A 26,200-nucleotide genomic window follows, 5' to 3' on the forward strand; every position below is an offset into this window, starting at 1 on the left:
GAAACTATGCGCTTACATGATGCCCAGTAGACGGGGTAAGAACAGTGTGATTTCCGGAATGTAGGTAATTAATAACAGAACGCCGATAATCGCGCCGTAAAAAGGCAGCAACGGTTTAATCACTTCCTCAACTTTGACCTTACCGACGCTCGCCCCGACATATAAACCACTGCCAACTGGCGGCGTAATAGTGCCAATCGCCAGGTTATAGATCATGATAATGCCGAAATGCACCGGATCGACGCCCAGTTTAGCCATGATCGGCAGCAGAATCGGGGTAAAAATCAGAATGGCCGGACCGATATCCATAAATGCGCCGATAATCAACAAAAAGACGGTAATGACTAACAGGATAACCAGTTTATTGGCGGAAATACCGAGGATCATATCGCTCAGCGCCGCAGGAATATTGGTGATCGACATCGAGAAGGACATCGCCGAAGAGGTTGCCAGCAGGAACATGATGACCCCGGTCATTACCACTGTCTGGAGCAAAATCGAAGGCAAATCCTTAATTTTCAGCGTGCGGTAAAACACCATCGTCAGCAATAACGTATACACCACGGCAATCGCGGAGGCTTCAATGGCGGTGAAAATCCCCTGCACAATGCCGCCGACAATAATCACGATCAGCAGCAGGCTGGGAATGGCCTCAACGGCAACTTTTAGCGCCATGCCTTTTTGGACGGTGAAGAAAACCCGATAATTTCGACGCTTAGCGACCACCAGCGTGACCAGCATACAGCCAACGCCCCACAGCACACCCGCAACCAGACCGCCGGCGAACAGAGCGGCAATCGATGTTCCCCCGCTTGCCAGCGCATAAAGGATAAAAGCCGTGGTGGGCGGAATTAACATTCCCGTCGGCGCGGAGGCGATATTCACCGCGGCCGCAAAGCCGCGATCGTAACCTTCGCGCGCGCTCATCGGCACCATCACGCCGCCGATGGAGGTTGAGGCGGCAATTGCCGATCCGGAAATTGCACCAAACATCATATTGCCGACGATGTTGGTGTAAGAGAGCGAGCCGGGCAGTTTGCCAGTAAACAGTTTGGCAAAATTGACCAGCCGGGCGGCAATTCCCCCGCTATTCATGATCACCCCGGACAAAACGAAGAACGGCACGGCCAGCAAGGCAAAACTGTCCAGGCTGGAGAACATTTTTTGCGCGGTGGCGAACATCGAAATATCGAAAGGCAGTACCAGCATCATGGTGCTGAAAGAGGCGATAACGATGCAGATCCCGATAGGCGCGCCCATGGCCAGTAAAACAACAAAGACGGCAATTAGCGTACAGGACGCAAAAATAGGGTCAATCATGTGATTTCTCCAGAGTGTGCTCAGTGGTATCCGTGGCGGAATGGATAGCTTTCAGGGCGTCAACGATATTCAGCAGCCCATAGAGGATGATCAGTACGCCCGCGCAGGGGAGCGCGTAATAAATTTTCCCCATCGGAATGCCCAGCGCAGGGGAGATTTGCAGCATAGAAATCGCAGAAATCTTTAAGCCGCCGATAATCAATACCCAAATGGAAAACGCGATAAAAATGACCTGCAGAATAATATCCCACCAGCCGCGAATCGTCGGCGACACCTTATCCAGTAAGAGAGTCAGGCTGATATGCTGTTTCTGACCGGCGACAAAAGCCATGCCCAGCATTGATACCCACACCAGGAGAAATCGCAGCATCTCTTCGGTAAGGGTGCTGGGAACGCCCAGAATGTAGCGGCTCACCACCTGCCAGCAGGCGATGCCAACCATTATCGCCAGCACCAGGCAACAGATAGCGCCCAGCAATAAATCAAGTCCTTTTCTGAATGTGTTCATCTTAATTTCCTGATTAGATTAATTTTTTGCTGTCTGGATACGTTGATACAGCCCGTAAAGCCGCGGTTTGTTTTTCAGACCGTCGTAAATAGGCTGTACTGCCTTCTGGAAGGGTTTTTTGTCGATCTCGTAGAATTCAACGTTGAAATCTTTTACCGCCGCCAGCCTGGTTTTCTCTATTTCCTTGTCCCATGCGGCTTTCTCAAATTCGATCGACGCCTTGATGGCGGCTTCGACGATGCGCTGCTGTTCCGGCGTCAGCTTTTCCAGCGTGAGGGTACTCATTAGCAGGATATCGGGAATGCGGGTGTGCATATCGTAGGTGTAATAACGGGCGACTTCACCGTGGCGGGCGATGGTGAGAGCGAACTCATTGTTTTCCGCGCCGTCGAGAATGCCTTGTTGTAACGAGGTATAGACCTCCGCCTGGCTCATGGCGATGGGCGAAGCGCCCAGCAGTTTGAGAGTTTGGATCGCCGTCTCACTCTGCATGACGCGGATCTTCTTCCCGCGTAAATCCTCAATGCGTTTAACCGGCGCTTTGCTCATATAAAAATTACGCGCGCCGGAATCATACCAGCCTACGCCGACAAACCCCTGTGCGGCGGTGGACTGATAAACAGGCTCCATCACCTGTGGGTTATCCATTACGCGGTAGTATTCATCGACGGTGGCAAACAGGTAGGGAAGTGAGAACACGCCGTACTCAGGCGAAAAACTCTCCATCAGCCCGGACGACACTTTAGTGATGTCGACGACGCCGACCTGCGTCAACTCCACCAGTTCGCGCTCGCCGCCAAGCTGTCCGTCCGGGAAGTACTGTACTTTGATATCGCCGCCCGTTTTCTCTTCAACTTGCTGCCCCAGGAAGTGCAACGCATCTTTTACCGGCTGGCTATTTTCAGCGTAGGCCAGGCGCAAAATGGTTTCGCCGTGGGAGAAGAAAGAGAGTGTGGAGAGTAAGGCCAACGTAGCCAGACGTATAAAACCAGGTTGCTTCATAATTCCCTCGCAATTGTAATAATTTACCGGGAATGTAATTGCATGGTGAAATTATAACCTTCTTGATTTTGCCACCGATGACAAAATTTGGCACCAAAAGAAAGATTTTGAAACCCTGTTTCACATTTCATGATTTCCAGGAATTCATCAACAGGCGGTTTCGGTTGGAGGCGTAAAAAACGGTTTTTTTCAGCGGATGCCGTAACGTTTATAACCCTGGAAAAAGTACGGCATTGATAATCATTTTCAATATCATTTAATTAACTATAATGAACCAACTGCTTACGCGGCGTTAACACTGTGCCGCTCGACAATAATGGAGATGATTATGAGTTATACACTGCCATCCCTGCCGTACGCTTATGATGCACTGGAACCGCACTTCGATAAGCAGACGATGGAGATTCACCACACCAAACACCATCAAACCTATGTCAACAACGCTAACGCGGCGCTGGAAAACCTGCCTGAGTTTGCTGACCTGCCGGTTGAAGAACTGATTACTAAACTGGACCAGGTGCCAGCGGACAAAAAAACCGTGCTGCGTAACAACGCCGGCGGCCACGCTAACCACAGCCTGTTCTGGAAAGGGCTGAAAAAAGGCACCACTCTGCAGGGCGACCTGAAAGCGGCTATCGAGCGTGACTTCGGTTCCGTTGACAACTTCAAAGCTGAATTCGAAAAAGCAGCAGCAACCCGTTTCGGCTCCGGCTGGGCGTGGCTGGTGCTGAAAGGCGACAAACTGGCTGTGGTTTCTACCGCAAACCAGGATTCCCCGCTGATGGGTGAAGCCATTTCCGGCGCTTCCGGCTTCCCGATCCTGGGTCTGGACGTGTGGGAACACGCTTACTACCTGAAATTCCAGAACCGCCGCCCGGACTACATCAAAGAGTTCTGGAACGTGGTGAACTGGGACGAAGCAGCAGCGCGTTTCGCCGCTAAAAAATAATTTGCATTGCACGTCTGTAGAAGCGAGTCTGATGACTCGCTTTTTTTGTATCCGCGTAAGGAGCAGCAGATGCATTATCCGGTTGACGTGTTTATTGGCAAAATTCGTGACTATGACGGCAGCCGCCCGAGCGCTATCGCCAAGGTGCAAATCGACGGCGAACTTATGCTGACCGAGCTGGGTCTGGCAGGCGATCAGCAGGCCGAAAAGAAAATCCACGGCGGCCCCGACCGCGCGCTATGCCATTACCCCCGTGAACACTATACTGATTGGATTCGCCAGTTCCCCGAGCAGGCGACGCTGTTTTGCGCCCCGGCGTTTGGCGAGAATCTGTCGACGGACGGAATGACCGAACACAACGTGTTTATTGGCGATATCTACCGCTGGGGCGAGGCGTTGATCCAGGTCACTCAGCCGCGCTCTCCATGCTTTAAACTTAATTTCCACTTTGCCATCAGCGACATGGCCCTCCTTATGCAGAACAGCGGAAAAACCGGCTGGCTGTATCGGGTCATTGCGCCAGGTAAAGTCTCCAGCGATGCGCCGCTGGAACTGGCGTCGCGTCTGAGCGATGTCTCGATTCATGAAGCGGGTGTTATCGCCTGGTCTATGCCGTTTGATGACGAACAATATCACCGGCTGTTGAGCGCCGCCGGGCTGTCGGCGAGCTGGAGCCGTACCATGCAGAAGCGTCGTTTGAGCGGCAAAATTGAAGATAGCGCCAGACGACTGTGGGGGGATAAAACTCCGCCAAAATGAAAGGAAGGATTATGACTGAAGCTGAAAATGCGGTGGCGATCGTAAAAGAATTTTTGGTGGCCTCGATGATTCCCGATGCTGAACGCGCCGCAACGTATATGCACCCGGAGGTGAAAATTACCTTCACCGGAGGCCGGGCGATGGCGGGCGCGGCAGATATCGCGCAGTTTAACGGCGCTCGCTACAAGTGGGTGAAGAAGGCGCTGGGCGAGTTTGATGCGGTGCAGCATGATGATTACGTTGTGATTTATTCCAACGGTACGTTGTATGGCGAATGGCCCGACGGTCGCCCGTTTGCCGATAACCGCTTTATCGACCGCTTCGAAGTGCGCGATGGCAAAATTACCCGGATGGACGTGTGGAATGACAGCGCCGAGTGGATTTTAGCGCCAGACATTTCCCGGTAAATCTCGACGGCGAGATAAAAAATCGGCCTGCATTCGCAGGCCGATGGTTTTTAGGTTCGCTTGTACAGCGGTAGCCACAGCGTGAGCCGCAACCCGCCGAGCGGGCTATCGTCAGCCTTAACCCAGCCGCGGTGCTGCTGCATGGCGCTTTCGACAATCGCCAGACCCAGGCCAGTACCACCGGATTCACGGTCGCGCGCCTCATCAGTGCGATAGAACGGACGGAAGATCTGCTCGCGGTCTTCAGGGCTGACGCCCGGTCCGTCGTCATCGACCGTGATCGTAATACCGTCTTTATCCACCGAGAAGCCGACTTCAATCTTCGTATGTGAATAGCGCAGCGCATTACGAACAATATTTTCCAGCGCGCTTTCCAGCGCGTTTGGGTTGCCATAGAGCGGCCACGGCCCCGGCGGATAATTTACCGTTAACGACTTGCCCATCTGTTCGGCTTCAAAGGCGGCGTTATCCAGCACTTCGCCCCATAGCTGATTGGCTTTCATCGTTTCGCTGACCAGCGCATTTTTCTGTTGGTTACGCGACATCACCAGCAGGTCATTGATCATGCTGTCCAGACGCTGCGCTTCGGTTTCAATACGCTCCAGCTCTTTGCTTTCGCCGCCACGACGACGCAGCAGCGCGGTACCCAGTTGCAGGCGCGTAAGGGGCGTTCGCAGCTCATGGGAGATATCTGACAGCAAACGCTGCTGCGAGGTCATCATCCGTTCCAGCGCCGTCACCATCTGGTTAAAACTGGCGCCAGCGGCGAGGAACTCCTGCGGACCCGCCTCCAGCTCCGGATGCTGACGCAGGTTGCCTTGCGCCACTTCATCAGCCGCGTTTTTCAACTTACGCGCCGGTTTCGCCAGACTCCATGCCAGCCATAGCAAGAGCGGCGAACTGACCAGCATCGTGACAATGAGCAACAGGAGCGGGCGGTCAAACAGCAGATTAATAAAATCGGATTGCGAACTGCTGGCCGGTCGAATCAGGTAAAGCTGGTAATTATCCTCTCCGTCGCGAACGGAGAACGGCCCCACCATCTCTACGCGGCCATATTTTTTCTTCTGCGGATGATCGGCGTTATCCGCCTGACCAATGAAGTTACGAATGATCTGCATTTCGCTGCGTTCAGCGCCGATCACGCGTCCTTCAGAGGTCACCAGTAATAACCGCTGTCCAGGCGGCGCCCACTTATCAATTGCGCGGAACAGGCGACGCCACCACATCAGGTCGTTGGGCGGATCGTTCGCAAGTTCAGCTTCTACATGTTGCTCTATCATCAATCCCTGGCGCTGTTCGCTGTCCAGCAGCTCGGTCATCTGGCGTGAATCGAGCTTGGGCAACATCAGTACCAGCATTAGCACCAGCGCCAGCGTCAACCAGAAGATGGCGAAGATGCGCGCGGTTAAACTTCCTATCATGAAGCGGAAACCATCAGATAGCCGCGACCACGCAATGTTTTAAACCACGGGTGACCGTCTTTGCGTTCCGGCAGTTTGCGGCGCAGGTTAGAAATATGCATATCAATGGCGCGATCGAACGGCGTCAGGCGCTTACCCAGCACTTCCTGGCTTAAATGTTCACGGGAAACCACCTGGCCGAGGTGTTGCGCCAGCAAATAGAGCAGGGTGAACTCCGTACCGGTCAGCTCCAGCGTTTGGCCATCGAAACTGGCTTCCTGGCGGCCCGGATTAAGGCTTAGCGCATCGACTTCCAGCGTCGGCGAGCCGTTGTCGCTGCTCTGCTGCTGTTCGCTCCAGTGGGAACGGCGCAAAATAGCCCTGATGCGCGCTACCAGTTCGCGGTCGTTAAACGGTTTGGGCAAATAGTCGTCCGCGCCCAGCTCAAGGCCGAGAACGCGATCCAGCTCGCTGCCGCGCGCGGTCAGCATAATGACAGGCGTCTGGTGTGTCTGGCGAAGCGCTTTCAACGTATCGATACCGTTTTTCTTCGGCATCATGACGTCAAGCAAAAGTAAATCGATGCTGTCATCCAAAAGCTCAAGCGCCTGCTCGCCGTCGTGGGCCACCAGGACATTAAAACCTTCCATTTCGAGGAGCTCTTTTAACAGGGAAGTCAGCTCTCGGTCATCATCAACTAACAGGATTTTATTCATTGTTTACGTACCTCCGAGGCAGAAATTACGTCATCAGGCGTCGCTAATCCATGACTTTACGTTGTTTTACACCCCCTGACGCATGTTTGCAGCCCGAATCGTAAACTGTCTCTCGTTGAATCGCGACAGAAAAGATTTTGGGAGCAAGCGATGCGCAAAGTTACCGCTGCTGTTATGGCCTCAACGCTGGCATTCAGTTTTTTAAGCCACGCAGCTGAAGTTGTTACAAGCGATAACTGGCACCCCGGTGACGGGGCCACGCAGCGTAGCGCGCAAAATCATATGTTTGACGGCATAAGTTTAACCGAACATCAGCGTCAGCAGATGCGAGATCTTATGCAACAGGCAAGGCACGAACAGCCTCCTGTTAATGTTAGCGAAATGGAGACAATGCATCGGCTTGTCACCGCAGAAAAATTTGATGAAAGCGCTGTGCGCGCTCAGGCAGAAAAAATGGCGCAAGAGCAGGTTGCCCGCCAGGTCGAAATGGCCCGCGTGCGTAACCAGATGTATCGCCTGTTAACGCCGGAGCAGCAAGCGGTTTTGAATGAAAAGCATCAGCAACGAATGGAGCAACTGCGCGACGTGGCGCAATGGCAAAAAAGTTCATCGTTGAAATTATTGAGTAGTAGCAACTCACGTTCCCAGTAACAACCCTGTTTTCCTTGCCATAGACACCATCCCTGTCTTCCCCCACATGATGTGGGGGTTTTTTTTATCAATTACTTACATGCAATCAAAAGTAAAAACAGTCACTTATCGAAAGCTGTAAGGGTTTGGAGTGGTTTCAAAATTTCTTGAGTGTGGACACTATGTGGACACTCAGAGGGGGAAATTTATAATGTCACTCCGCCTTTTAGTGGATTCAGAGCGACGGCATTTTGCAGGTAGTCAGGCGCAAGGTGCGCATAGGCCATCGTCTGCTGAATGCTCGCATGTCCCAGAATCTGTTGCAGTGCGATTATATTGCCCCCATTCATCATGAAATGGCTTGCGAATGTATGCCGCAGGATGTGGGTTGCCTGATTGGGTGGTATATCAGGTTTCACTCTGCGTAAAATCCCGCAAAATTTCTCATAATCAACTTTGAATAATTTGGCGCTGGCCTCCTCTTTAACTTTTTTCTCCAGTTCCTCAGAAATCGGCACGGTTCGCTTTTTACCGTTTTTGGTTTTCAGGAAGGTAACCCTGCAATTTGTAATCTGTGCTGGTTTTAGCGTGGCAACTTCCGTCCATCTTCCTCCAGTGCTCAGACATAAAAGCGCGACAAGTAAGTCATCACCAGCCAAAACATTTAACAGTTTTTCGATTTCTGCTTTTTCCAGGAACGTCATTTCAGGGTTGGCCTCCGCCAGTGGCGGCAGTCCGTGAATTGGGTGTTGCCCGGAAAATTCATCCAATTGAATTAATTTTGTGAACATGCCGGATAATCGGTACATGTCACGGTTTATCGTTGCGGCACTGATACCATCACGTAGTCGCATGGAACGATAATCCATCAAAGCCCTTTTGCTCATCCGGCTCACTGGTATATCACCTATGCCGCTGATGGTTTTGAGTAGATGATTAAACTCTTTTGTTCCATGCTCGTGGTTTTGCCCGTGATATTTCCACCAGATGTCCAGCAACTCACTCAAAGTTCGGCGGTCTGCTCGCTGGCCTCCCCATTCTTTCTGACTGGCATTGGCGATTGTGTATCGCTCAAATGCTAGTGCTTCAGCTTTTCTTTCGAATTTCCTGCGGATGCGTTTTCCGTCGCGACCGCGAGGTCTAATGTCCACTTCATAGCGACCATCATCGAGCTTCTTAATTGCCATAAGAAAGCCCTCCGGCGCTGTATTCACCATCTTGGTAGCAAATGGTGAAAATGTAATCTTTATATAGAGTTAGCCAATCCTTTTCGCGGAGTGGTTGGACTCTGTTGACTCTGGCCCAATGTGCGCGAGAGCCGGTGCGATCTGTCCTGCGTCCGGCGCGGTTTTATCTGTCATAAGCCATAGAGCATATTTTTGGAATGTGGGATGCATAGTGATTTTTAGCAAAGCTGTGCCACCGGGTTCAAAGTTTCCTCCTTCATATTTTTTAAGTGTGCTTAGCGGTAACTCTATGATTTCACAGAATTTTGATTGGCTTAGCCCTTCAGCCTCACGCAAGGCCTTAATCTTTTCGCTTAATTTCATTTGACATGGTGCCTATATAGGGACTAAATTCCCTCAAAACTGGAACCTATATAGGTTCCGTTGATTTGAGAATAAACCAGCGTCTAAACGGTTTTGAGTGGTTTAGAAAGGGCTGGATCCTATGAGGGTACCATATATGGACGCTGAAAATTATGTGATTCAGTATCCGCTTGATGCGGTTCATGTGGATAAATTTGCTGATTTATTAGGGAAGCCAAAGACAGCCGTCAGTGAAATGGTGAAGGCAAATAAATTACCAATTATTGAATTGCGTGATCCTTGCAAACCGAAGGCTCGTGCCGGTGAAAAATGGGTTTTCATTCCTGAGTTTAATCGCGCTGTACGTGAGGCGTTTTATAACCGACCGGTTGAACAGCGTGATGCATGGCTTTTGTGGATGGGGTTGTGATTATGAATGAGCCGCGTTGTATTGCTCAGTTATTGCGTAACGAAAGCCCCAGGGCGATTGACTTCACCATCACCCACGGTAAGGGGCGTAAGGGAATCATTATCCGCACCAAAAAACAGAGTCCGTTAAAAAAGGTTCTGACCTTTCTGAAAAGCCGGAGGGTATGGAAATGACAGTGATGACGCTCAATCTCGTTGAAAAACAGCCAGCAGCTATGCGCCGGATAATTGGCAAGCATCTTGCCGTCCCTCGCTGGCAGGAGACATGTGATTATTATAATCAGATGATGGAGCGCGAACGGCTAACGGTTTGCTTTCATGCACAGTTAAAACAGCGTCACGCAACGATGCGTTTTGAAGAAATGAACGACGTCGAACGTGAACGGCTGGTTTGTGCAATTGATGAATTGCGCGGGGCATTCTCAAAACGCCGTCAGGTTGGCGCAAGTGAGTATGCATATATTAGCTTTTTAACTGTCAGTCAGCGCCGTACTTTATTTATGCATGCCGGATTGACTGAAAAAGAATTCAACCAGCCATACTGGCGAATTAATGAAGAGTCATGTTACTGGCGTGATGCTTTATTCCGTGCATTACGTGAATTATTCAGCCTGTTTGAGTATGCACCGACAATTCTGACGTCGGTAAAACCAGAGCAATATCTGCATTAAATAATTAACCAGAGTTTTTAACGCACTTAATTGTGCGGGGCTTCTTTTTGCCTGGAGAAAGTCATGTATACAGTTTCTGAAAATCAGTGCGGTAAATACGCATTACTGCTGCAACAGGCCAGAACCGAAGCACAGGCCGACGCTGCGACGCGCTTTTCTTCTCATCTTGACGCCATGATTCGCCACATCACAAAGGCGGAGTTATCCCGCGTGGAGATAGTCGAGCTGCTCAGTCAGGAGTCGGAAAAATTTCACAATATCGGATTGTCTCGCGGGGAGGTGCTTTGATGTCCTGTTCTCGTTCAGTTGTATTACTGAATAACGCCTTAAAAATCACCGTTATGGAAAATGGTGATTTGTCTCTTATTCAACTTTGTCTTGATAAAGAAAAGCGCGACATAACTGAATCTGTTATCGCGATTTATCAGAATGAATTAAACCTCCTGTCTGATGTGGTCAATTTACTTGTTAAACGCGCTGTATTTCACAAGCAAATTTCCTCCGTGGATGAACTGACGAAATTAACGACAGAAATCGCCAGCTATTGCGCTGATGAATTTAAAAAACTGAACGACAAAAGGAACTGGTAATGCCGGACAACGTAGATTTTATTCAGGAACAACAGGCTGAATTACTGGAGCGCCAGATTAACGCGGCAAGGGTAAAACATTGCGGTGTTTCTTCGCTGGTTTGCGAAGAGTGTGATGCGCCAATACCTGCTGCCCGTCGTGCGGCTTATCCGTCAGCCACGCGTTGTGTTTCCTGTCAGTCAGTTTTTGAAGCAAAAAACAAACATTACCGGAGAATGGCATGAGTATTCGTATTGAAATTGGCGAGCGTTATGTCGTTACCAGTGACAGCTTTCAGTTTATTCTCCACGAGAAAAAGAGAGCGGAAAGCGGTAAAAACGCCGGTCAGGAATGGCTGGCGGTGGTTGGTTATTACCCGAAATTAAGCCAGCTCGTTTCCGGCCTGATGCATCACGATATTCTGACCGGAAGCGCAAAGTCTTTTGCTGATTTAAACGCGCAGGTTGAGCAACTCAGCAAGCGTTGTTCAGAGGCTTTGGGCTCATATGACCGTTAAAGCCTCCGGGCGTTTTGTCCCTCCGTCAGCATTTGCCGCAGGCACCGGTAAGACGTTTACCGGTGCTTATGCATGGAACGCGCCACGCGAGGCTGTCGGGCGCGAAAGACCCCTTACACGTGACGAGATGCGTCAGGTGCAAGGTGTTTTATCCACGATTAACCGCCTGCCTTACTTTTTGCGCTCGCTGTTTACTTCACGCTATGACTACATTCGGCGCAATAAAAGCCCGGTGCACGGGTTTTATTTCCTCACATCCACTTTTCAGCGTCGTTTATGGCCGCGCATTGAGCGCGTGAATCAGCGTCATGAAATGAATACCGACGCGTCGTTGCTGTTTCTGGCAGAGCGTGACCACTATGCGCGCCTGCCTGGAATGAATGACAAGGAGCTGAAAAAGTTTGCTGCCCGTATCTCATCGCAGCTTTTCATGATGTATGAGGAACTCTGCGATGCCTGGGTGGATGCGCATGGCGAAAAAGAATCGCTGTTTACGGATGAGGCGCAGGATCATCTGTATGGTCATGTTGCTGGCGCTGCACGTGCTTTCAATATTTCCCCGCTCTACTGGAAAAAATACCGTAAAGGACAGATAACCACGAGGCAGGCATATTCTGCCATTGCCCGTCTGTTTAACGATGAGTGGTGGACTCATCAGCTTAAAGGCCAGCGTATGCGCTGGCATGAGGCGTTACTGATTGCTGTCGGGGAGGTGAATAAAGACCGTTCTCCTTATGCCAGTAAACATGCCATTCGTGATGTACGTGCACGCCGCCAGGCAAATCTGGAATTTCTTAAATCGTGTGACCTTGAAAACAGGGAAACCGGCGAGCGCATCGACCTTATCAGTAAGGTGATGGGCAGTATTTCTAATCCTGAAATTCGCCGGATGGAGCTGATGAACACCATCGCCGGTATTGAGCGTTACGCTGCCGCAGAGGGTGATGTGGGGATGTTTATCACGCTGACCGCGCCGTCAAAGTATCATCCGACACGTCAGGTCAGAAAAGGCGAAAGTAAAACCGTCCAGCTAAATCACGGCTGGAACGATGAGGCATTTAATCCAAAGGATGCGCAGCGTTATCTCTGCCGTATCTGGAGCCTGATGCGCACGGCATTCAAGGATAATGATTTACAGGTCTACGGTTTGCGTGTCGTCGAGCCACACCACGACGGAACGCCGCACTGGCATATGATGCTTTTTTGTAATCCACGCCAGCGTAACCAGATTATCGAAATCATGCGTCGCTATGCGCTCAAAGAGGATGGCGACGAAAGAGGAGCCGCGCGAAACCGTTTTCAGGCGAAACACCTTAACCGGGGCGGTGCTGCGGGGTATATCGCGAAATACATCTCAAAAAATATCGACGGCTATGCACTGGATGGGCAGCTCGATAACGATACCGGCAGACCGCTGAAAGACACTGCAGCGGCTGTTACCGCATGGGCGTCAACGTGGCGTATCCCGCAATTTAAAACGGTTGGTCTGCCGACAATGGGGGCTTACCGTGAACTACGCAAATTGCCTCGCGGCGTCAGCATTGCTGATGAGTTTGACGAACGCGTCGAGGCTGCACGCGCCGCCGCAGACAGTGGTGATTTTGCGTTGTATATCAGCGCGCAGGGCGGGGCAAATGTCCCACGCGATTGTCAGACTGTCAGGGTTGCCCGTAGCCCGTCGGATGACGTTAACGAGTACGAGGAAGAAGTCGAGAGAGTGGTCGGCATTTACGCGCCGCATCTCGGCGCGCGTCATATTCATATCACCAGAACGACGGACTGGCGCATTGTGCCGAAAGTTCCGGTCGTTGAGCCTTTGACTTTAAAAAGCGGCATCGCCGCGCCTCGGAGTCCTGTCAATAACTGTGGAAAGCTCACCGGTGGTGATACTTCGTTACCGGCTCCCACGCCTTCTGTGCACGCCGCAGCAGTGCTTAATCTGGTTGATGACGGTGTTATCGAATGGAATGACCCGGAGGTCGTGAGGGCGCTCAGGGGCGCATTAAAACACGGCCTGAGAAGACCAAACCGTCAGCAAAGAAACGGAAGCCCGTTAAAACCGCATGAAATAGCGCCATCGGCCAGACTGACCCGGTCGGAAAGAATGCAAATTACCCGTATCCGCGTTGACCTTGCTCAGAACGGTATCAGGCCGCAGCGATGGGAGCTTGAGGCGCTGGCGCGTGGTGCGACCGTAGATTACAACGGGAAAAAATTTACGTATCCGGTCGCTGATGAGTGGAGTTGGTTTTATTGTTATTCAGAGCAATAAACATCTGATTTAATTTGTTGCATAATAGTAAAATTGCTGTTTATCTGCATGTGTTAACTATTGATAATTATGTTGCTAATAATGTGTGCAAATTTATACTGAAAAAGGTGAAAACGATGAATGATATCTTTGTTCTTACAAGGGAAGAGCTTGAAACACTAGATTATAGTGTTTTTATGCATATACCAGTTACATTTCATGCACATAAAATAAAAAAATATCTGGATGGGATTGCTGAATCATCAGAAAACCCCAAAGAGAAAAAATTAGCATCTCTTTTTGGTATGCTATATAGTTTCAATTTGCAAGTTGTTAACAACACTCCATCATTTGAACCCCAAATGATTTGGGGTAATAAAAGATCAATATTGCCTGAAGATTTTGATGAGCAGGTGAATGACTGTCTTTTATATGTTTCTCAAAAAATAACCAATCCATTTTTGTTATCAAGAATATATGATGTTGTTTGGTGTAATAATCGGAAAAATAAAGACGTGGCAATTAAAGCAATTGATTCCTATGCTGAAATGCTAAATATAGCAATTGAAAAACTAATAATAAAAAACGAAAGCATGGATGAAAGTGATTTAAATTGCTTTATTTTTGCTCGTGATTATATTGCTAGGGCTTTGCACATTAATAAAATGGTCTACCCTAGAAAATCAGAAGGAAACATGGCGATTAAAAATGCCATTCATTCTCTTTATAGTATTCAAAATGAAAGATTAATCTTTGAAGGTTTCAATAATTTGACTTGGTTTATGGTGCGTGATTTTGATGGGTATAATCTGCAGTATGCGGAAAATGCTGAGAAGATGGCTGAGCAGCATAAAGATAAAAAATATTATGATGCTGTAAAATCACTTTATATGACAAGTGCAGTTATTTATGAAAAAAATGGTGAGTATGAACGTGCCAAGAGATGTAAACTGGCATCTGCAAATATTACTATTAAAGTTGCAACAGATCGACCTGATAATATGGGTAAGATCTCTTGGTTAAGAACAGCTATCTCTGAATTAAGACAGTACGGTGGTGATAGCCAACAGATAGAAGATTTAAAGGAACAACTTGCTAATTTGAGAGAAGAAGTAAGGAGTGAATATGTCACTTTAAGCCATTCTATTGATATTAGTGACTTGGTTGCTGAAAGTGAAAAAAAACTGACGGGGCGTTCTTTGCCCGATATATTCAAAGTTTTAATGCGTGAAACACCGATTGAAAATATTGAAAGCATGAGGGAGCAAGTTTTAAGATTATCAGAAAAAAGTTTATTCTCTAGTTTTGTTGGAACAGAAATTAATGATGAGAGTGGGCGTAAGGTATATACAATCCCGCCGTTGGATAATAAAAAAGATATAAGTGATGATGTTGTTATTGATCAATATCTAAGAAATTTCGAGATTACTCATAAGATTTTTGTAAACGGTGTCTTTGAACCTGCTCGCTATGTACTTTCTCAAGAACATGGCTTGACGTTGTCAACATTCGTTAAATTAGTTACAACTAGTCCAATTGTCAAGCCGGAGTTTAGGGAGATTTTTAATTTGGGCTTTTACAAATTATGGCAGGGAGATTACATCAGTGCAGCTTATCTTTTAATACCACAAATGGAAGGTATGGTTCGTTATTATTATGAGCTTAGTGGAAAGGATGCTACTAGATATTTGGATAAGGGATTAGAGGAGTCAACAAGTATTTCTCAGCTTCTAGATAAATGCAGAGATGATTTGGAAAGTATCTTTTCTAAGAATCTTGTTTTAACTATCGATGTTCTTTTTAATAGAAAGAGTGGGGCAACCTTAAGACATAAATTAGCACATGGTAATTTATATACTAATGCTTGTTACGATGAAACAACGACATATGCATGCATCCTGATTTTCTTTCTGTGTGCTTATCCTCTCCTACCATATTTTGATACTGTATTTGAGCAGGGCTCTGTTTGATAACGTATACGTTGAGGCATAAAACCTATGCATACTTAGCTGCATCAATTTGCACGAGGTATTTCAGTATGCATTTTCTGCGTAATAGTAGGGATTGCTTGGTTTGGTAGTTGTAATTCAACTGCATTCAAACCGACCCATGAAGCGGGCGGGCGAGGCGGGGAAAGCACTGCGCGCTGGCGGTGGTGCTGATTTTATTTTTTCAGCGTCTGAGCGCGTCGTGACGGCGTTTAGTCTGCCCGTTGGGGGCGTTGGTGTGTCTGCGGGATGTTTTGTGCGGTGGTGAGCGTGTGAGGGCGTGATGGCGGGGTGTAAAAAAGCCGCCCGCAGGCGGCGATGTTCAGCCGTTGTCAGTGTCCAGTGAGTAGTTTTTAAAGCGGATGACCTCCTGACCGAGCCAGCCGTTTATTTCCCGAATCCTGTCCTGTAACGGGATAAGCTCATTGCGGACAAAGACCTTTGCCACTTTCTCAATATCACCCAGCGACCCGACGTTCTCCGGCTTGCCGCCCATCAACTGAAAGGGGATGCGGTGCGCGTCCAGCAGGTCAGCGGCGCTGGCTTTTTTGATATTAAAAAAATCGTCCTTCGTTGCCACTTCACTGAGCGGGATAATTTTAATTCCGTCGGCTTTCCCCTGCGGGGCATAGAGAAACAGATTTTTAAAGTTGTTGCGGCCTTTCGACTTGACCATGTTTTCGCGAAGCATTTCGATATCGTTGCGATCCTGCACGGCATCGGTGACGTACATGATATATCCGGCATGAGCGCCGTTTTCGTAATACTTGCGGCGGAACAGCGTGGCCGACTCATTCAGCCAGGCAGAATTAAGGGCGCTGAGATATTCCGGCAGGCCGTACAGCTCCTGATTAATATCCGGCTCCAGCAGGTGAAACACGGAGCCGGGCGCGAAGGCTGTCGGCTCGTTGAAGGACGGCACCCACCAGTAAACATCCTCCTCCACACCACGGCGGGTATATTTTGCCGGTGAGGTTTCCAGTCTGATGACCTTACCGGTGGTGCTGTAACGCTTTTCCAGAAACGCATTACCGAACACCAGAAAATCCAGCACAAAGCGGCTGAAATCCTGCTGGGAAAGCCACGGGTGCGGGATAAATGTCGAGGCCAGAATATTACGTTTGACGTAAATCGGTGAGCTGTGATGCACGGCAGCACGCAGGCTTTTTGCCAGACCGGTAAAGCTGACCGGCGGCTCATACCATCTGCCGTTACTGATACATTCGACGTAATCCAGAATGTCACGGCGGTCGAGTACCGGCACCGGCTCGCCAAAGGTGAATGCCTCCATTTTCGGGGCGCTGGCGGTGATTGTTTTTGCCGCAGGTTGCGGTGTTTTCCCTTTTTTCTTGCTCATCAGTAAAACTCCAGAATGGTGGATGTCAGCGGGGTGCTGATACCGGCGGTGAGTGGCTCATTTAACAGGGCGTGCATGGTCGCCCAGGCGAGGTCGGCGTGGCTGGCTTCCTCGCTGCGGCTGGCCTCATAGGTGGCGCTGCGTCCGCTGCTGGTCATGGTCTTGCGGATAGCCATAAACGAGCTGGTGATGTCGGTGGCGCTGACGTCATATTCCAGACAGCCACGGCGGATGACGTCTTTTGCCTTGAGCACCATTGCGGTTTTCATTTCCGGCGTGTAGCGGATGTCGCGCGCGGCGGGATAGAACGAGCGCACGAGCTGGAACACGCCGACACCGAGGCCGGTGGCATCAATACCGATGTATTCGACGTTGTATTTTTCGGTGAGTTTGCGGATGGATTCCGCCTGAGTGGCAAAGTCCATGCCTTTCCACTGGTGACGCTCAAGGATCCTGAATTTGCCACCGGCCACCACCGGCGGTGCCAGTACCACGCATCCGGCGCTGTCGCCACGGTGTGACGGGTCGTAACCAATCCATACCGGGCGTGAGCCGAACGGATTGGCGGCAAAGGGTGCATAGTCTTCCCATTCTTCCAGCGTGTCGACCATGCAGCGTTGCAGCTCCTCGAACGGGAACACCGACGCCTTGTCGTCAACAAATTCACACATGAACAGGTTTTTAAAATCGTCGGCGCTGTTTTCGCGTTTAAGCTGTTCAATGTCGAACAGCGTGCAGCCGCCTTTCAGGGCGTCCTCAATGGTGACAATCTGCCGCCACTGGCCGTCCGCACAGAGAAGCCCACCGGCAAGGGCGTTATGACTGACGTCGATTTCCACGCGTTCGGCGGCGCTGGCGCGTCCCCGGTTAAACAGTTCACCCGACCAGAACGGGTAGGCGTCGTGCGCCAGCGTGGACGGGGTGGAGAAATAGGTCGAGCGCAGGTGACTCTGTGAGGCCATACCTGATGCCACCTTACGCAGTACCTGAAAATTCGGGATCCAGAAAATCTCGTCGACGTACAGGTCGCCGTTATGACTTTGTGCGGTGTTGGAGTTGGTGCCGAGAAAAATCAGTTTTGCACCGTTATTGCCCAGGACAATCGGGTCACCGGTCAGGTCAACGTCAACCAGACGGGCAAAGGCGATGATGTATTCGCGGAACACATACGCCTGCGTTTTACTGGCCGACAGAAAAATCTGGTTATGACCGGTTTTCAGGGCGCGCAGCAGCGCCTCGCGGGAAAAATAAAACGTCGCGCCAATCTGGCGGGATTTCAGGATATCGCGGATGCGGTGCTCAAGCCCGGCGCGATACCAGTGCAACTGATATTCGAAAGACTGCTCAAAGAAAATCTGCTCCAGCTTTTCGATGGCTTCGTCGCTGAAAAAATTCTTTTTCGGTTTGCGCCGCCCGCCTTTGTTGCGGTTAGCGATGTTCGGATTAAGGTCTGCCTCGTTGCCGGTCTGGTTGTAGCGGTTTACCCGTGCCAGTCGTTCAATCTGGCGTCCGAGCAGGTCAATTTCCTTGAAGTCACCGCCGGTTTTCTGCGGTTTTATGATGAGCTGGGTCAGCCGCGCTTCCAGACTCATTTCGACACGGCTGATGGGAGCAACGCTGTCCCAGCCGTCGCGCTGTTTCCAGCTCTGCACCGTCGGGCGTTTCATCTGCAACATGGCGGCAATCTGCGGCACGGAAAACCCCTGCCAGTACAGCAGCGCCGCCTGACGACGCGGGTCGTGTAAAAGAGTGGTGTCTGTGGTGATGGTCATGAATACCTCGCCGTGATGAATACACGGCAAGGCTACTGAGTCGCGCCCCGCGATTCGCTAAGGTGCTGTTGTGTCAGTGATAAGCCATCCGGGACTGATGGCGGAGGATGCGCATCGTCGGGAAACTGATGCCGACATGTGACTCCTCTAATCACTATTCAGGACTCCTGACAATGGCAAAAAAAGCATCAAAATTCTTTCGTATCGGCGTTGAGGGTGACACCTGTGACGGGCGTGTCATCAGTGCGCAGGATATTCAGGAAATGGCCGAAACCTTTGACCCGCGAGTCTATGGTTGCCGCATTAACCTGGAACATCTGCGCGGCATCCTGCCTGACGGTATTTTTAAGCGTTATGGCGATGTGGTCGAACTGAAGGCCGAAAAGATTGACGATGATTCGGCGCTGAAAGGCAAATGGGCGCTGTTTGCGAAAATCACCCCGACCGATGACCTTATCGCGATGAACAAGGCCGCGCAGAAGGTCTATACCTCAATGGAAATTCAGCCGAACTTTGCCAATACAGGCAAATGTTATCTGGTGGGTCTGGCCGTCACCGATGACCCGGCAAGCCTCGGCACGGAATACCTGGAATTCTGCCGCACGGCAAAACACAACCCTCTGAACCGCTTCAAATTAAGCCCTGAAAACCTGATTTCAGTGGCAACGCCTGTTGAGCTGGAATTTGAAGACCTGCCTGAAACCGTGTTCACAGCCCTGACCGAAAAGGTGAAATCCATTTTTGGCCGCAAACAGGCCAGCGATGACGCCCGTCTGAATGACGTGCATGAAGCGGTGACCGCTGTCGCTGAGCATGTGCAGGAAAAACTGAGCGCCACTGAGCAGCGCCTTGCTGAGATGGAAACCGCCTTTTCCGCACTTAAGCAGGATGTGACTGACAGGGCGGATGAAACCAGTCAGGCATTCACCCGCCTGAAAAACAGTCTCGACCACACCGAAAGTCTGACCCAGCAGCGCCGCAGCAAAGCCACCGGCGGTGGCGGTGACGCCCTGATGACGAACTGCTGACCGGCGTCAGTCAGTCCGGGAAAACCTTCACGATTAACCCTTAATTTCAGGAAAAACTATGCGCCAGGAAACCCGCTTTAAATTTAATGCCTACCTGTCCCGTGTTGCCGAACTGAACGGCATCGACGCCGGTGATGTGTCGAAAAAATTCACCGTTGAACCGTCGGTCACCCAGACCCTGATGAACACCATGCAGGAGTCCTCTGACTTTCTGACCCGCATCAACATTGTGCCGGTCAGCGAAATGAAAGGGGAAAAAATTGGTATTGGTGTCACCGGCTCCATCGCCAGCACCACCGACACCGCCGGTGGCACCGAGCGTCAGCCGAAGGACTTCTCGAAGCTGGCGTCAAACAAGTACGAATGCGACCAGATTAACTTCGATTTTTATATCCGCTACAAAACGCTGGACCTGTGGGCGCGTTATCAGGATTTCCAGCTCCGTATCCGTAACGCCATTATCAAACGCCAGTCCCTTGATTTCATCATGGCCGGTTTTAACGGCGTGAAGCGTGCCGAAACCTCTGACCGCAGCAGCAATCCGATGCTGCAGGATGTGGCGGTCGGCTGGCTGCAGAAATACCGCAATGAAGCCCCGGCGCGCGTGATGAGCAAGGTCACTGACGAGGAAGGCCGCACCACCTCTGAGGTTATCCGCGTGGGTAAGGGCGGTGATTATGCCAGCCTTGATGCACTGGTGATGGATGCGACCAACAACCTGATTGAGCCGTGGTATCAGGAAGACCCTGACCTTGTGGTGATTGTGGGACGTCAGCTACTGGCGGACAAGTATTTTCCCATCGTGAACAAGGAGCAGGACAACAGCGAAATGCTGGCCGCTGACGTCATCATCAGCCAGAAACGCATCGGCAACCTGCCAGCGGTACGCGTCCCGTACTTCCCGGCGGATGCGATGCTCATCACGAAGCTGGAAAACCTGTCCATCTACTACATGGATGACAGCCATCGCCGCGTGATTGAGGAAAACCCGAAACTCGACCGCGTGGAGAACTACGAGTCAATGAACATTGATTACGTGGTGGAGGACTACGCCGCCGGTTGTCTGGTGGAAAAAATTAAAGTCGGTGATTTCTCCACACCGGCTAAAGCGACCGCAGAGCCGGGAGCGTAACCGATGACGAGTCCCGCACAGCGCCACATGATGCGGGTCTCGGCAGCGATGACCGCGCAGCGGGAAGCCGCCCCGCTGCGACATGCAACTGTCTATGAGCAGATGCTGGTTAAGCTCGCCGCAGACCAGCGCACACTGAAGGCGATTTACTCAAAAGAGCTGAAGGCCGCGAAAAAACGCGAACTGCTGCCGTTCTGGTTGCCGTGGGTGAACGGCGTGCTGGAGCAGGGCAAAGGCGCACAGGATGACATTCTGATGACAGTCATGCTGTGGCGTCTGGATACCGGCGATATTGCCGGTGCGCTGGAGATTGCCCGTTATGCCCTGAAGTACGGTCTGACCATGCCGGGTAAACACCGCCGCACCCCGCCGTACATGTTCACCGAGGAGGTGGCACTTGCGGCCATGCGCGCCCACGCTGCCGGTGAGTCTGTGGATACCTGCCTGCTGACGGACACCCTCGAACTGACCGCCACGGCTGACATGCCTGATGAAGTGCGCGCAAAGCTGCACAAAATCACCGGTCTGTTTCTGCGTGACGGTGGTGATGCCGCAGGTGCGCTGGCGCACCTGCAACGTGCGACACAGCTCGACTGTCAGGCAGGCGTCAAAAAAGAGATTGAACGACTGGAGCGGGAGCTGAAACCGAAGCCGGAGCCGCAGCCAAAAGCGGCCACCCGTACCCCGCATAAGACCCGGAGCGTGACACCGGCAAAACGTGGACGCCCGAAAAAGAAAGCCAGTTAACAACCGAATGCGCCCCGCGCCAGGGCGGCACGCCGGTCAGTGTGGGTGAATCACCTGACACTGTACCGGCGTCCACCGCCCGACTTTTCTGAGGTAGTCATGATGACGCTGATTATTCCGCGAAAGGAGGCTCCCGTGTCCGGTGAGGGTACGGTGGTCATCCCGCAACCGGCAGGCGACGAGCCGGTGATTAAAAACACGTTCTTTTTTCCCGATATCGACCCGAAGCGCGTCCGGGAACGTATGCGCCTTGAGCAGACCGTCGCCCCCGCCCGTCTGCGTGAGGCCATCAAGTCAGGCATGGCGGAGACGAATGCGGAGCTGTACGAGTACCGCGAACAGAAAATTGCCGCCGGTTTTACGCGTCTGGCTGACGTCCCGGCGGACGATATCGACGGTGAAAGCATCAAGGTTTTTTACTACGAGCGCGCCGTGTGTGCGATGGCGACCGCGTCGCTTTATGAGCGTTATCGCGGCGTGGATGCCAGTGCGAAAGGCGACAAGAAGGCCGACAGCATTGACAGCACTATTGATGAACTGTGGCGGGATATGCGCTGGGCGGTGGCGCGTATCCAGGACAAGCCGCGCTGCATCGTGAGTCAAATCTGATGAAGACCTTTGCGCTACAGGGCGACACGCTCGACGCCATTTGTGTCCGGTATTACGGGCGCACTGAGGGCGTGGTCGAGGCTGTGCTCGCCGCAAATCCGGGACTGGCTGAACTGGGGGCGGTGCTGCCACATGGCACCGCCGTCGAACTGCCCGACGTTCAGACCGCGCCCGTGGCTGAAACTGTCAATCTGTGGGAGTAACGCATGACAGCAGAAGAAAAAAGCGTCCTGTCGCTTTTCATGATTGGGGTGCTGATTGTTGTCGGCAAGGTGCTTGCCGGTGGTGAACCCATCACCCCGCGTCTGTTTATCGGGCGCATGTTGCTCGGTGGTTTTGTCTCGATGGTTGCCGGTGTTGTTCTGGTGCAGTTTCCTGACCTGTCACTGCCTGCGGTGTGCGGTATCGGCTCCATGCTGGGTATCGCCGGTTATCAGGTGATTGAGATTGCCATTCAGCGCCGTTTTAAGGGCAGGGGGAAACAGTAATGCCGGTAATTAACACGCATCAGAATATCGCGGCCTTTCTCGACATGCTGGCAGTGTCCGAAGGGACGGCGAATCATCCGCTGACGAAAAACCGGGGCTATGACGTGATAGTCACCGGACTGGACGGGAAGCCGGAAATTTTCACCGACTACAGTGACCACCCGTTCGCGCATGGCCGACCGGCGAAGGTGTTTAACCGTCGCGGTGAAAAATCCACGGCCTCCGGTCGCTATCAGCAACTTTACCTGTTCTGGCCGCATTACCGCAAACAGCTTGCCCTGCCGGATTTCAGTCCGTTGTCACAGGACAGACTCGCCATTCAGTTGATCCGCGAACGCGGTGCACTGGATGACATCCGGGCGGGACGCATTGAGCGCGCTATTTCACGCTGTCGCAATATCTGGGCGTCCCTGCCGGGAGCCGGTTACGGTCAGCGTGAGCATTCACTGGAAAAACTGGTCACCGTCTGGCGTACCGCCGGCGGCGTACCGGCTTAAACGGAGTAAACACCATGAAGAAATTATCCCTTTCACTGATGCTGAACGTGTCGTTGGCGCTGATGCTGGCACTGTCCCTGATTTACCCGCAGAGCGTGGCCGTCAGTTTTGTCGCCACCTGGGCGATTCTGGCGACGGTTATCTGTGTGGTTGCCGGTGGTGTCGGTGTGTATGCCACTGAGTATGTACTGGAACGCTACGGACGGGAGCTGCCGCCGGAATCGCTGGCCGTGAAGATTGTCACGTCGCTGTTTTTGAAGCCGGTGCCGTGGCGCAGACGGGCAGTAGCTCTGGTGGTGATGGTGGCGACATTTATCTCGCTGGTTGCTGCCGGGTGGATTTTTACCGCGCTGATTTATCTTGTGGCGTCGCTGTTTTTCCGGCTGATACGTACGGCCTGTCGTCAGCGTCTTGAGGGGCGGGAACCATGTCAAAGCTGATGATTGTGCTGGTCGTGTTGTTATCGCTGGCGGTGACAGGTCTGTTTCTGGCGAAGCATGAAAACGCCAGCCTGCGCGCCTCGCTGGACAGGGCGAACAACGTCGCCAGCGGTCAGCAGACGACCATCACCATGCTGAAAAATCAGCTTCATGTTGCGCTCACCAGGGCAGATAAAAACGAGCTGGCGCAGGTTGCACTGCGTCAGGAACTGGAGAACGCCGCGAAACGTGAAGCACAGCGCGAGAAAACCATCACGAGGTTACTTAATGAGAACGAAGATTTTCGCCGCTGGTACGGTGCTGACCTGCCTGATGCTGTGCGCCGGTTGCACCAGCGCCCCGCCTGCACCGACGCCAGTGATTGTCCACAACGCCTGCCCGAAAGTGAGTCTTTGCCCGATGCCGGGCAGTGACCCGGAGACGAACGGCGATTTAAGTGCCGATATCCGGCAGCTTGAGAACGCGCTGGCACGCTGTGCCAGCCAGGTAAAAATGATTAAACACTGTCAGGACGAAAACGATGCTCAAACCCGACAGCCTGCGCAGGGCGCTGACTGATGCCGTCACGGTGTTGAAAACTAACCCCGATATGCTGCGGATATTCGTGGATAACGGGAGTATTGCCTCCACACTGGCGACGTCGTTGTCATTCGAAAAGCGTTACACGCTCAATGTCATTGTGACCGACTTTACCGGTGATTTTGACCTGCTCATCGTGCCGGTGCTGGCATGGCTGCGGGAAAATCAGCCCGACATCATGACCACCGACGAAGGCCAGAAAAAGGGCTTCACGTTTTATGCAGACATCAACAATGACAGCAGCTTTGATATCAGCATCAGCCTGATGCTGACCGAGCGCACGCTGGTCAGTGAGGTTGACGGTGCGCTGCATGTGAAGAATATCCCGGAACCTCCGCCGCCGGAGCCGGTCACCCGCCCGGTGGAGCTGTATATCAATGGCGAACTGGTGAGCAAGTGGGATGAATGAGTTTAAGCGTTTTGAAGACCGGCTGACCGGACTTATTGAATCGCTGTCACCGTCAGGGCGTCGGCGACTGAGTGCCGAACTGGCGAAACGTCTGCGTCAGAGTCAGCAGCGTCGGGTGATGGCACAGAAAGCCCCGGACGGCACACCCTACGCACCACGCCAGCAGCAGAGCGCCAGAAAAAAGACCGGTCGCGTTAAGCGAAAAATGTTTGCGAAACTTATCACCAGTCGTTTTTTGCATATCCGCGCCAGCCCGGAACAGGCATCAATGGAGTTTTACGGCGGAAAGTCACCGAAAATCGCCAGTGTGCATCAGTTCGGTCTGTCGGAAGAAAACCGGAAAGACGGTAAGAAAATTGATTATCCGGCGCGTCCCCTGCTCGGCTTTACCGGTGAGGATGTGCAGATGATTGAAGAGATTATTCTGGCGCACCTCGACCGTTAGTTGTGCCATTCCCGACACCTCATCGTCACATTGCCGCCGGTATGACCCGGCGGCATCCTTCCCGTTATGAACACTCTCGCAAATATTCAGGAACTCGCGCGCGCACTGCGCAACATGATTCGTACCGGCCTTGTCGTCGAAACCGACCTTAACGCCGGTCGCTGCCGTGTGCAGACCGGCGGCATGTGCACCGACTGGCTTCAGTGGCTGACCCATCGTGCCGGGCGTTCGCGCACATGGTGGGCACCTTCCGTGGGGGAACAGGTGCTGATTCTGGCCGTGGGCGGTGAACTCGACACGGCGTTTGTTCTGCCGGGGATTTATTCCGGCGATAACCCCGCGCCGTCTGCGTCGGCTGATGCCCTGCATATCCGTTTCCCTGACGGGGCGGTGATTGAGTATGAACCTGAAACCAGTGCACTCACGGTAAGCGGAATTAAAACGGCCAGCGTGACGGCTTCTGATTCTGTTACTGCCACGGTGCCGGTGGTCATGGTGAAAGCATCAACCCGCGTCACCCTGGACACCCCGGAGGTGGTCTGCACCAACAGGCTGATTACCGGCACGCTGGAAGTGCAGAAGGGCGGGACGATGCGCGGCAACATTGAACACACCGGCGGTGAACTCTCATCAAACGGTAAGGTACTGCATACCCATAAACACCCCGGCGACAGCGGCGGCACAACCGGGAGTCCTCTATGACAGCGCGTTATCTCGGAATGAATCGCAGTGATGGCCTGACTGTCACTGACCTTGAGCATATCAGCCAGAGTATCGGCGATATCCTGCGCACACCGGTCGGCTCACGGGTGATGCGTCGTGATTACGGCTCGTTGCTGGCGTCAATGATTGACCAGCCGCAGACCCCGGCGCTTGAGTTGCAGATTAAGGTCGCCTGTTACATGGCCGTGCTGAAATGGGAACCCCGCGTCACCCTGTCATCCGTCACCACGGCGCGCAGTTTTGACGGGCGAATGACGGTCACGTTAACCGGTCAGCACAACGACACCGGCCAGCCACTTTCGTTAACCATCCCTGTGAGTTGAAAC

Annotated in this window: 36 protein-coding genes; 27 read left to right on the forward strand and 9 right to left on the reverse strand. The window is 52.0% G+C overall.

Features of this window, described 5'->3' with window-relative positions; genetic code table 11:
* Window positions 1–12: 12 nt before the first annotated feature.
* The 3 genes from ACLJRH_RS20415 to ACLJRH_RS20425 are packed head-to-tail and all read right to left on the reverse strand — an operon-like array spanning window position 13 to window position 2,830.
* Window positions 13–1,320 carry a TRAP transporter large permease gene (locus ACLJRH_RS20415; RefSeq protein ID WP_000566800.1) on the reverse strand — a complete coding sequence of 436 codons (1,308 nt, stop codon included), beginning with the start codon at window positions 1,318–1,320 and terminating at the stop codon, window positions 13–15.
* Window positions 1,313–1,828, reverse strand: a complete 516-nt coding sequence (locus ACLJRH_RS20420; RefSeq protein ID WP_001091413.1) for a TRAP transporter small permease — start codon at window positions 1,826–1,828, stop codon at window positions 1,313–1,315. Before ACLJRH_RS20420 ends, ACLJRH_RS20415 begins: the two co-directional genes overlap by 8 nt.
* A gap of 18 nt (window positions 1,829–1,846) precedes the next feature.
* Window positions 1,847–2,830, reverse strand: coding sequence for a TRAP transporter substrate-binding protein (locus ACLJRH_RS20425; protein WP_000812816.1), 984 nt, complete (start codon window positions 2,828–2,830; stop codon window positions 1,847–1,849).
* A gap of 328 nt (window positions 2,831–3,158) precedes the next feature.
* Here ACLJRH_RS20425 and sodA point away from each other — a divergent pair, with 328 nt between their 5' ends.
* The 3 genes from sodA to ACLJRH_RS20440 all read left to right on the forward strand — a co-directional run bounded on the left by sodA (window position 3,159) and on the right by ACLJRH_RS20440 (window position 4,945).
* A complete protein-coding gene (gene sodA / locus ACLJRH_RS20430) occupies window positions 3,159–3,779 on the forward strand; it encodes a superoxide dismutase [Mn] (protein WP_000122632.1) in 621 nt (206 codons plus the stop codon).
* Window positions 3,780–3,848: 69 nt separating this feature from the next.
* A complete protein-coding gene (yiiM, locus tag ACLJRH_RS20435) occupies window positions 3,849–4,538 on the forward strand; it encodes a 6-hydroxyaminopurine reductase (protein WP_023137062.1) in 690 nt (229 codons plus the stop codon).
* A gap of 11 nt (window positions 4,539–4,549) precedes the next feature.
* On the forward strand, window positions 4,550–4,945 hold the full coding sequence (locus ACLJRH_RS20440) for a nuclear transport factor 2 family protein (RefSeq protein ID WP_000133441.1): 396 nt from the start codon (window positions 4,550–4,552) through the stop codon (window positions 4,943–4,945).
* A 50-nt stretch (window positions 4,946–4,995) separates the two neighbouring features.
* Here the strand turns inward: ACLJRH_RS20440 and cpxA are convergent, their stop codons facing one another.
* Both cpxA and cpxR read right to left on the reverse strand, forming a co-directional pair.
* On the reverse strand, window positions 4,996–6,369 hold the full coding sequence (gene cpxA, locus ACLJRH_RS20445; protein ID WP_000580402.1) for an envelope stress sensor histidine kinase CpxA: 1,374 nt from the start codon (window positions 6,367–6,369) through the stop codon (window positions 4,996–4,998).
* A complete protein-coding gene (gene cpxR / locus ACLJRH_RS20450) occupies window positions 6,366–7,064 on the reverse strand; it encodes an envelope stress response regulator transcription factor CpxR (protein ID WP_001033731.1) in 699 nt (232 codons plus the stop codon). The genes cpxA and cpxR overlap by 4 nt, the downstream gene beginning before the upstream one ends.
* A gap of 150 nt (window positions 7,065–7,214) precedes the next feature.
* Between cpxR and cpxP the strand changes: the two genes are divergently transcribed.
* Window positions 7,215–7,715 carry a cell-envelope stress modulator CpxP gene (cpxP, locus tag ACLJRH_RS20455; RefSeq protein WP_001233463.1) on the forward strand — a complete coding sequence of 167 codons (501 nt, stop codon included), beginning with the start codon at window positions 7,215–7,217 and terminating at the stop codon, window positions 7,713–7,715.
* A 185-nt stretch (window positions 7,716–7,900) separates the two neighbouring features.
* Here cpxP and ACLJRH_RS20460 read toward each other — a convergent pair whose 3' ends face one another.
* Both ACLJRH_RS20460 and ACLJRH_RS20465 read right to left on the reverse strand, forming a co-directional pair.
* Window positions 7,901–8,881 (reverse strand): tyrosine-type recombinase/integrase, encoded by a 981-nt coding sequence (locus ACLJRH_RS20460; RefSeq protein ID WP_000985246.1) that lies wholly within the window; start codon window positions 8,879–8,881, stop codon window positions 7,901–7,903.
* Between the two features lie 69 nt (window positions 8,882–8,950).
* The gene (locus ACLJRH_RS20465; RefSeq protein WP_000777029.1) at window positions 8,951–9,244 is read right to left on the reverse strand and encodes a helix-turn-helix domain-containing protein; all 294 of its coding nucleotides are present in this window, start codon (window positions 9,242–9,244) and stop codon (window positions 8,951–8,953) included.
* Window positions 9,245–9,380: 136 nt separating this feature from the next.
* Between ACLJRH_RS20465 and ACLJRH_RS20470 the strand changes: the two genes are divergently transcribed.
* From ACLJRH_RS20470 to ACLJRH_RS20510, 9 genes are all read left to right on the forward strand, one after another.
* Complete coding sequence (locus ACLJRH_RS20470) at window positions 9,381–9,653, forward strand: Cox family DNA-binding protein (protein WP_001308179.1); 273 nt, start codon at window positions 9,381–9,383, stop codon at window positions 9,651–9,653.
* Between the two features lie 2 nt (window positions 9,654–9,655).
* The gene (locus ACLJRH_RS20475) at window positions 9,656–9,826 is read left to right on the forward strand and encodes a hypothetical protein (RefSeq protein WP_001005164.1); all 171 of its coding nucleotides are present in this window, start codon (window positions 9,656–9,658) and stop codon (window positions 9,824–9,826) included.
* Window positions 9,823–10,323, forward strand: a complete 501-nt coding sequence (locus ACLJRH_RS20480; RefSeq protein ID WP_000217677.1) for a hypothetical protein — start codon at window positions 9,823–9,825, stop codon at window positions 10,321–10,323. The genes ACLJRH_RS20475 and ACLJRH_RS20480 overlap by 4 nt, the downstream gene beginning before the upstream one ends.
* 63 nt (window positions 10,324–10,386) lie before the next feature.
* Window positions 10,387–10,611, forward strand: coding sequence for a DUF2732 family protein (locus tag ACLJRH_RS20485; RefSeq protein WP_000288879.1), 225 nt, complete (start codon window positions 10,387–10,389; stop codon window positions 10,609–10,611).
* Window positions 10,611–10,913 carry a DUF5405 family protein gene (locus tag ACLJRH_RS20490; protein ID WP_001277964.1) on the forward strand — a complete coding sequence of 101 codons (303 nt, stop codon included), beginning with the start codon at window positions 10,611–10,613 and terminating at the stop codon, window positions 10,911–10,913. Before ACLJRH_RS20485 ends, ACLJRH_RS20490 begins: the two co-directional genes overlap by 1 nt.
* On the forward strand, window positions 10,913–11,137 hold the full coding sequence (locus ACLJRH_RS20495) for a TraR/DksA family transcriptional regulator (protein WP_001113272.1): 225 nt from the start codon (window positions 10,913–10,915) through the stop codon (window positions 11,135–11,137). Before ACLJRH_RS20490 ends, ACLJRH_RS20495 begins: the two co-directional genes overlap by 1 nt.
* Window positions 11,134–11,409 (forward strand): DUF5405 family protein, encoded by a 276-nt coding sequence (locus ACLJRH_RS20500; protein ID WP_000027666.1) that lies wholly within the window; start codon window positions 11,134–11,136, stop codon window positions 11,407–11,409. Before ACLJRH_RS20495 ends, ACLJRH_RS20500 begins: the two co-directional genes overlap by 4 nt.
* Window positions 11,399–13,681, forward strand: coding sequence for a replication endonuclease (locus ACLJRH_RS20505; protein WP_023223106.1), 2,283 nt, complete (start codon window positions 11,399–11,401; stop codon window positions 13,679–13,681). The genes ACLJRH_RS20500 and ACLJRH_RS20505 overlap by 11 nt, the downstream gene beginning before the upstream one ends.
* Window positions 13,682–13,797: 116 nt before the next feature.
* A complete protein-coding gene (locus ACLJRH_RS20510; protein WP_023223105.1) occupies window positions 13,798–15,630 on the forward strand; it encodes a hypothetical protein in 1,833 nt (610 codons plus the stop codon).
* A 340-nt stretch (window positions 15,631–15,970) separates the two neighbouring features.
* Here the strand turns inward: ACLJRH_RS20510 and ACLJRH_RS20515 are convergent, their stop codons facing one another.
* A complete protein-coding gene (locus ACLJRH_RS20515; protein WP_006678249.1) occupies window positions 15,971–17,005 on the reverse strand; it encodes a phage portal protein in 1,035 nt (344 codons plus the stop codon).
* Window positions 17,005–18,777 carry a terminase ATPase subunit family protein gene (locus tag ACLJRH_RS20520; RefSeq protein WP_000156844.1) on the reverse strand — a complete coding sequence of 591 codons (1,773 nt, stop codon included), beginning with the start codon at window positions 18,775–18,777 and terminating at the stop codon, window positions 17,005–17,007. Before ACLJRH_RS20520 ends, ACLJRH_RS20515 begins: the two co-directional genes overlap by 1 nt.
* A gap of 173 nt (window positions 18,778–18,950) precedes the next feature.
* Between ACLJRH_RS20520 and ACLJRH_RS20525 the strand changes: the two genes are divergently transcribed.
* From ACLJRH_RS20525 to ACLJRH_RS20590, 14 genes are all read left to right on the forward strand, one after another.
* A complete protein-coding gene (locus ACLJRH_RS20525) occupies window positions 18,951–19,805 on the forward strand; it encodes a GPO family capsid scaffolding protein (protein WP_001074420.1) in 855 nt (284 codons plus the stop codon).
* Between the two features lie 58 nt (window positions 19,806–19,863).
* On the forward strand, window positions 19,864–20,937 hold the full coding sequence (locus tag ACLJRH_RS20530) for a phage major capsid protein, P2 family (protein WP_001248558.1): 1,074 nt from the start codon (window positions 19,864–19,866) through the stop codon (window positions 20,935–20,937).
* A gap of 3 nt (window positions 20,938–20,940) precedes the next feature.
* Window positions 20,941–21,684 carry a terminase endonuclease subunit gene (locus tag ACLJRH_RS20535; RefSeq protein ID WP_023223104.1) on the forward strand — a complete coding sequence of 248 codons (744 nt, stop codon included), beginning with the start codon at window positions 20,941–20,943 and terminating at the stop codon, window positions 21,682–21,684.
* A 99-nt stretch (window positions 21,685–21,783) separates the two neighbouring features.
* Window positions 21,784–22,293: a head completion/stabilization protein gene (locus ACLJRH_RS20540; protein ID WP_000988633.1), complete on the forward strand. Its 510-nt coding sequence runs from the start codon at window positions 21,784–21,786 to the stop codon at window positions 22,291–22,293.
* Entirely contained in the window at window positions 22,293–22,496 is a 204-nt protein-coding gene (locus ACLJRH_RS20545) for a tail protein X (protein WP_000846399.1), read from the forward strand. Before ACLJRH_RS20540 ends, ACLJRH_RS20545 begins: the two co-directional genes overlap by 1 nt.
* A 3-nt stretch (window positions 22,497–22,499) precedes the next feature.
* Window positions 22,500–22,781, forward strand: a complete 282-nt coding sequence (locus tag ACLJRH_RS20550) for a phage holin family protein (RefSeq protein WP_000123124.1) — start codon at window positions 22,500–22,502, stop codon at window positions 22,779–22,781.
* Window positions 22,781–23,278 carry a glycoside hydrolase family 104 protein gene (locus ACLJRH_RS20555; protein WP_001144101.1) on the forward strand — a complete coding sequence of 166 codons (498 nt, stop codon included), beginning with the start codon at window positions 22,781–22,783 and terminating at the stop codon, window positions 23,276–23,278. The genes ACLJRH_RS20550 and ACLJRH_RS20555 overlap by 1 nt, the downstream gene beginning before the upstream one ends.
* Window positions 23,279–23,292: 14 nt before the next feature.
* A complete protein-coding gene (locus tag ACLJRH_RS20560) occupies window positions 23,293–23,718 on the forward strand; it encodes a DNZ54_00345 family protein (RefSeq protein ID WP_000736607.1) in 426 nt (141 codons plus the stop codon).
* Complete coding sequence (lysB, locus tag ACLJRH_RS20565) at window positions 23,706–24,131, forward strand: Rz-like lysis system protein LysB (RefSeq protein ID WP_000040673.1); 426 nt, start codon at window positions 23,706–23,708, stop codon at window positions 24,129–24,131. The genes ACLJRH_RS20560 and lysB overlap by 13 nt, the downstream gene beginning before the upstream one ends.
* Window positions 24,031–24,276: an Rz1-like lysis system protein LysC gene (gene lysC / locus ACLJRH_RS20570; RefSeq protein WP_016607902.1), complete on the forward strand. Its 246-nt coding sequence runs from the start codon at window positions 24,031–24,033 to the stop codon at window positions 24,274–24,276. Before lysB ends, lysC begins: the two co-directional genes overlap by 101 nt.
* Window positions 24,239–24,706 (forward strand): phage tail protein, encoded by a 468-nt coding sequence (locus ACLJRH_RS20575; protein WP_000917156.1) that lies wholly within the window; start codon window positions 24,239–24,241, stop codon window positions 24,704–24,706. Before lysC ends, ACLJRH_RS20575 begins: the two co-directional genes overlap by 38 nt.
* Window positions 24,699–25,151, forward strand: coding sequence for a phage virion morphogenesis protein (locus ACLJRH_RS20580; RefSeq protein WP_001001780.1), 453 nt, complete (start codon window positions 24,699–24,701; stop codon window positions 25,149–25,151). Before ACLJRH_RS20575 ends, ACLJRH_RS20580 begins: the two co-directional genes overlap by 8 nt.
* Window positions 25,152–25,217: 66 nt before the next feature.
* The gene (locus ACLJRH_RS20585) at window positions 25,218–25,853 is read left to right on the forward strand and encodes a phage baseplate assembly protein V (protein ID WP_001093737.1); all 636 of its coding nucleotides are present in this window, start codon (window positions 25,218–25,220) and stop codon (window positions 25,851–25,853) included.
* Entirely contained in the window at window positions 25,850–26,197 is a 348-nt protein-coding gene (locus ACLJRH_RS20590) for a GPW/gp25 family protein (RefSeq protein WP_000127163.1), read from the forward strand. Before ACLJRH_RS20585 ends, ACLJRH_RS20590 begins: the two co-directional genes overlap by 4 nt.
* Window positions 26,198–26,200: the final 3 nt, after the last annotated feature.

Origin of the sequence: Salmonella sp. SAL04162 (assembly GCF_046551535.1) — a bacterium.
GTDB lineage: Bacteria > Pseudomonadota > Gammaproteobacteria > Enterobacterales > Enterobacteriaceae > Salmonella > Salmonella enterica.